This window comes from Actinomadura geliboluensis (assembly GCF_005889745.1).
Classification (GTDB): Bacteria; Actinomycetota; Actinomycetes; order Streptosporangiales; family Streptosporangiaceae; genus Spirillospora; species Spirillospora geliboluensis.
The window spans coordinates 1-5,174 of the sequence record NZ_VCKZ01000550.1 but is presented as its reverse complement, the minus strand read 5'-3'; the positions used below and the strand labels follow the sequence as shown (position 1 = coordinate 5,174).

General features: G+C 70.1%; 4 protein-coding genes. 1 reads left to right on the top strand and 3 read right to left on the bottom strand.

What is annotated here, in order from left to right:
* Positions 1 to 29 precede the first annotated feature (29 nt).
* From ETD96_RS41045 to ETD96_RS41035, 3 genes are all read right to left on the bottom strand, one after another.
* A complete protein-coding gene (locus tag ETD96_RS41045) occupies positions 30 to 692 on the bottom strand; it encodes an ABC transporter ATP-binding protein (protein WP_138641879.1) in 663 nt (220 codons plus the stop codon).
* Between the two features lie 91 nt (positions 693 to 783).
* Positions 784 to 2,064: an alpha-amylase family glycosyl hydrolase gene (locus ETD96_RS41040; protein ID WP_138641878.1), complete on the bottom strand. Its 1,281-nt coding sequence runs from the start codon at positions 2,062 to 2,064 to the stop codon at positions 784 to 786.
* A gap of 46 nt (positions 2,065 to 2,110) precedes the next feature.
* Positions 2,111 to 3,286, bottom strand: a complete 1,176-nt coding sequence (locus ETD96_RS41035; RefSeq protein ID WP_420884836.1) for a lactate 2-monooxygenase — start codon at positions 3,284 to 3,286, stop codon at positions 2,111 to 2,113.
* A gap of 136 nt (positions 3,287 to 3,422) precedes the next feature.
* On the opposite strand from ETD96_RS41035, the gene ETD96_RS41030 reads away from it, so the two are divergent.
* Positions 3,423 to 5,174 (top strand): DNA gyrase/topoisomerase IV subunit A (locus ETD96_RS41030; protein ID WP_138641876.1); only part of this gene is annotated, 1,752 nt, incomplete at its 3' end.

Sequence of the window (5,174 nt, the reverse complement as noted above, 5' to 3'; positions counted from 1 at the left end):
CTCGTCGGGGGCGCGGGGGCGGCGGCCGGTCAGGCGGCGCGGCCGGCCGGCGGGTGCTGGAGCCGGGCGGCCTCGCGGCCGGTGACGAGGCGTCCGTCGTCCAGGATCCCGACCCGGTCGGCGCGGCACGCCTCGTCCGGGTCGCGGGTCGCGACCACCGCGCTGACCCCGTCCGCGGCCAGCATGAGCAGGACGGACCACACCTCGCGGGCCGCGGCGGCGTCGAGCCCGGCGGTCGGCTCGTCGAGGAACAGCACGTCGGACCGTCCCACCAGGGCCAGCGCGATGTCGAGCATGCGCCGCCGCCCGGGGGCCAGCCGCTCGAAGGGGACGTCGGCGACGTGGGTGAGGCGGGCCAGGCTCAGGGCCTCGTCGCGGGTGAGCGGGTCGAGCGTCCAGCGCCGCCAGGTGTCGATGACCTCGGCGACGGTCAGCCCCGGGAACAGGCCGCCGTCGCGCCACACGGCCCCGGCGCGCGCGGAGTCGCGGTCGGTGTAGGGGTCGGCGCCATAGAGGCGGACGGTTCCGCTTGTGGGACGGCGCAGGCCGGCGAGCATCTCCAGAAGGGTGGTCTTGCCTGAGCCGTAGCGGCCCAGCAGCGCGTAGACCTCGCCCTCGGCCACGGTGAACGAGACGTTTCGCACGGCCTCGTTCAAGTCCAGGTCGCGTACCTCGATCACAGGTGCCTTCATGGCTTCCATGCTGGCCGCCGCGGGTGCGGGCGTGCAGTCACGGACGTCAGGAAACGATCATGAGGTTCGCAGGGGTGACCCATGACAAATGTCAGGGTTCGGCGATCGCCCATCCGGTCGGCGGGACGGTGGCGCCATCGGCGGTGAAGCTCGCTTCACCGGCCACATACGTCCAGTCCGCGGTGGGCAGTTCGACCTCGGCGGGCTCATCGCCCAGGTTGAGGACGACCCCGAGCCGCTGTGCGCCGTGCCCCACTGTGTAGGAGAGAACCGTGTTGGTCAAGGTGGCGACCGTGGTTTCGGCGCGGACCAGCCACGGGTGACGTCGCCTTAGCCCGATCAGCTGCTGGTGTAGGCGCTGGTAAGAGGCGCCGTGGCCGGGAGCCTCGTCAGGGCGTTCCGGGAAGGTCGGCCGTATGGCGTCGTCCCCGCCCGGACGTTCCTCCTTCACGCCCTCGAAGCCGAACTCGTCACCCGCGTAAATGGACGGGACACCCCCGACCGTCAGCAGGATCACGAGCGCGTGTTCCCGGTGCTCTTCCCGGTTCAGGCGGCTGGCGATGCGGGTCACGTCGTGGTTGCCGAGGAAGGTCTGCGGGGCGAACGTACCGAGCATCGTGTTGTGCCGGTCGAGTGCGTGGGCCAGTTCGAAGAAGTTGCCGTCGTTGAGCGAGCTCCAGATGGCCTTCCAGAGTTCGTACTGGGTGACGGAGTCGAATCCGGTGGCCTCCACCAGGCGGGTGTAGTCGCCGTGGATGACCTCGCCGACGAACCAGGCGTCGGGGAAGCGCGCGCGGACGCGGTCTGTGACCGTCCGCCAGAACTCCGGCGGAACCGCGTAGGCGGCGTCGAGACGCCAGCCGTCTATGCCGCGCTCCAGCCAGTGGGCCATGACGTCGGTGACGTAGTCGGCGACCTCGGGTTCGTCGTGGTTCAGCGTGACGAGCCTGTCGTGCCCTTCGAACGTGCGGAGATCCGGGTGGAACCACTTCCGGTACCGGGACGCGTCGCCCTTCGCCGAGACGTCGGCGAAGGGCTCGAAACCACGCCCGACATGGTTGAAGACGCCGTCGAACAGGACCCTGACGCCCCGCTGGGAGGCGTCGTCGATGAGCCGTCGCAGGTCGTCCTCACCGCCGAGCCTGGGGTCGACCCGGTAGTGGTCGACGGTGTCGTAGCCATGGGTCTCGGACGCGAACACGGGACCGAGCGCGAGCCCGTTGCAGCCGAGTTCGACGAGGTGGTCGAGCCAGCCGCCGAACCTCGCGAGCCTGGGCGGCGGGGGCGTCCCGGCGGGGAGGGCGTCCCGCTCGGCTCCGACGAAACCGAGCGGGTAGGCATGCCACCAGATGGCGTGATCGGGCCAGCGCATGCCCGTCCCTTACCCGGAGAGAGCGTCCCACCCGCCTTGCGCGGTCCTACGCGCGCACGAGGATGTCCTTGGTGAGCCCGTCCAGAGAGCTGATCCCCGAGAGAGTCATGGTCAGCTCCAGTTCGGCCTGGAGGCAGCGCAGTACGTGCTGTACCCCCGCCTGACCGGCCAGGCCCAGCCCATAGGCGTACGGGCGCGCGACAAGAACGGCCTTGGCGCCGAGCGCCAGCGCCTTGGCGATGTCGGCGCCCGTCCGGATTCCGCTGTCGAACAGCACGGTCGCCTGGTCGTGGACGGCCTCGACCACGCCCGGCAGTGCGTCCAGTGAGGCGATGGCCCCATCGACTTGGCGTCCGCCATGGTTGGAGACGATGACGGCGTCCATGCCGGCGTCCACGGCCTGGCGGGCGTCATCGGGATGCTGGATGCCCTTGAGCGCGATGGGCCCGTCCCAGTGGTCGCGCAGGAAGATGAGGTCGTCCCACGTCAGGCTGGGGTTCCCGAAGTTGGCGACCCAGTGCAGGATCGCCATGTCGCGGTTCTCCTTCGTGACGGGCCCGCCCACGGCCTTCTGGAAGACCGGGTCACTGAAGTAGTTCGCGACACCGATCCCCCGCAGGAACGGCAGGTACGCCTGGTCGAGGTCGCGCGGGCGCCACGCCAGCGTGAACGTGTCGAGGGTGACGACGAGGGCCGTGTAACCGGCGGCCTTGGCCCGCTCCAGGAAGCTGACCGCAAGCTCCCTGTCCTTGGGCCAGTACAGCTGGTACCAGCGGGGCCCGTCACCGTTGGCCTCGGCCACGTCCTCGATGGAGTACGAGGACGCCGTGCTCAGCACCATCGGCACCTTCTCGGCCGCCGCCGCCCGCGCGACGGCCAGCTCGCCGTCCGGGTGGAAGATGGACTGGACGCCGATGGGCGCGAGCAGCACCGGCGACGGCATCGAGGTCCCCAGCACCTCCACCGACAGGTCCCGCTCGGCGACGTCCCGCAGCATGCGCGGCACGATCCGCCACCGGTCGAAGGCCGCCCGGTTGGCGCGCGCCGTCGCCTCGCTGCCCGCCGACCCCGCCACGTAGCCGAACGCCTGCGCCGACAGCGCGCGCTCCGCGAGGCCCTCCAGCTTCGTCAGATCGGTCGGCAGCGTCGGAAGGACGTCACCGAGCCCCTGCAGATAGATCGAGTTCTGGAAGTCGGCCAGCCCGCTCAAAAGAACCTCCACCTGGGGATATCGGTACCGTCGGTCCTCAAGATGCCAGGTTCGGCAAGGTGACGGAACGGCATAGATCCCCCGAGTTGGACGGCGCACCCGGTGGGGCGGGCGAAAGATGTCCCCGGGACCGGCCACAATGTGGGGCATGGCACGACGCGGATCCCAAGCCCCTCCACCTCCGCCCGACTTTGAAGAGAACATCGTCGACGTCGATGTCTCCGACGAGATGCGCGGCAGTTTCCTCGAGTACGCCTACTCGGTCATCTACCAGCGGGCGCTCCCCGACGCACGCGACGGCATGAAGCCCGTCCAGCGCCGGATCCTGTACTCGATGAACGAGATGGGCCTCCGCCCCGACCGCGGCCACGTCAAGTGCGCCCGCGTCGTCGGGGAGGTGATGGGCAAGCTGCACCCGCACGGCGACAGCGCGATCTACGACGCGATGGTGCGGATGGCGCAGCCGTGGGCGATGCGGATGCCGCTCGTGGACGGCCACGGCAACTTCGGTTCGCTCGGCGGCGACGACATGCCCGCCGCCATGCGGTACACCGAGGCCCGCATGTCCCGCGAGGCCATGCTGATGGTCGCGTCGATCGACGAGGACACCGTCGACTTCCGCCCCAACTACGACGGGCAGGAGCAGGAGCCGGAGGTGCTCCCGGCCGCGTTCCCGAACCTGCTGGTGAACGGCGCGTCCGGCATCGCGGTCGGCATGGCCACGAACATGGCGCCGCACAACCTCGGCGAGGTCATCTCGGCGGCCCGGCACCTGATCGACCACCCGGACGCCTCCCTCGAAGACCTGATGCGCTTCGTCCCCGGCCCCGACCTGCCCACCGGCGGCCGGATCGTCGGCCTGGACGGCATCCGCGACGCCTACGAGCGCGGCCGGGGGACGTTCCGCACCCGCGCCACCGTCTCCATCGAGAACGTCACCGCCCGCCGCAAGGGCATCGTCGTCAGCGAACTCCCGTACGCCGTCGGGCCCGAGCGCGTCAAGGCCAAGATCAAGGAACTGGTCAACGCCAAGAAGATCCAGGGCATCTCGGACCTGAAGGACCTCACGGACCGCAATGTCGGCCTCCGCCTGGTCATCGAGATCAAGAACGGCTTCAACCCGGAGGCCGTCCTCGCCGACCTCTACCGGCTCACGCCGATGGAGGAGACGTTCGGCATCAACAACGTCGCCCTGGTCGACGGCCAGCCCCGCACCCTCGGCCTCCGCGACATGCTGCAGGTCTACGTCGACCACCGCATCGAGGTCGTCCGGCGGCGCTCGATGTTCCGCCGCAAGAAGCGCGAGGACCGCCTCCACCTGGTGGACGGCCTGCTCGTGGCGCTGCTGAACATCGACGAGGTCATCCAGGTCATCCGGCAGAGCGACGACGCCGCCCAGGCCAAGCAGCGCCTCATGCAGATCTTCGAGCTGTCGGAGATCCAGGCGCAGTACATCCTGGACACCCCGCTCCGCCGCCTCACCCGCTACGACCGGCTCGAGCTGGAGAAGGAGAAGGAGCAGCTCGCCAAGGAGATCGCGAAGCTGACCGCGATCCTCGAATCCGAGCGGAAGCTCCGCGGCGTGGTCTCCAGGGAGCTCGGCGACGTCGCCAAGGAGTTCTCCACGCCCCGCCGCACGGTCCTCCTCGAATCCTCGGGCCACACCGCCGCCGCGGCCGTCCCCCTCGAGGTGGCGGACGACCCGTGCACGGTGCTGCTGTCGTCCACGGGCCTCCTGGCCCGCACGCACGACGCGTCGCCCCTTCCCGACAGCGGCCCCCGCGCCCAGCACGACGTGCTGACCTCGGTGGTGCCGGCGACGGCCCGCGGCCAGGTCGGGGCGGTGACGTCCCTCGGCCGGATGATCCGCATCGACGTCCTGGACCTCCCGACCCTGCCC

What these genes read in the sequence shown, in the direction of transcription:
- ETD96_RS41045 (WP_138641879.1), bottom strand. Translation starts at nt 692, where the DNA reads ATGAAGGCACCTGTGATCGAGGTACGCGACCTGGACTTGAACGAGGCC.
- ETD96_RS41040 (WP_138641878.1), bottom strand. Translation starts at nt 2,064, where the DNA reads ATGCGCTGGCCCGATCACGCCATCTGGTGGCATGCCTACCCGCTCGGT.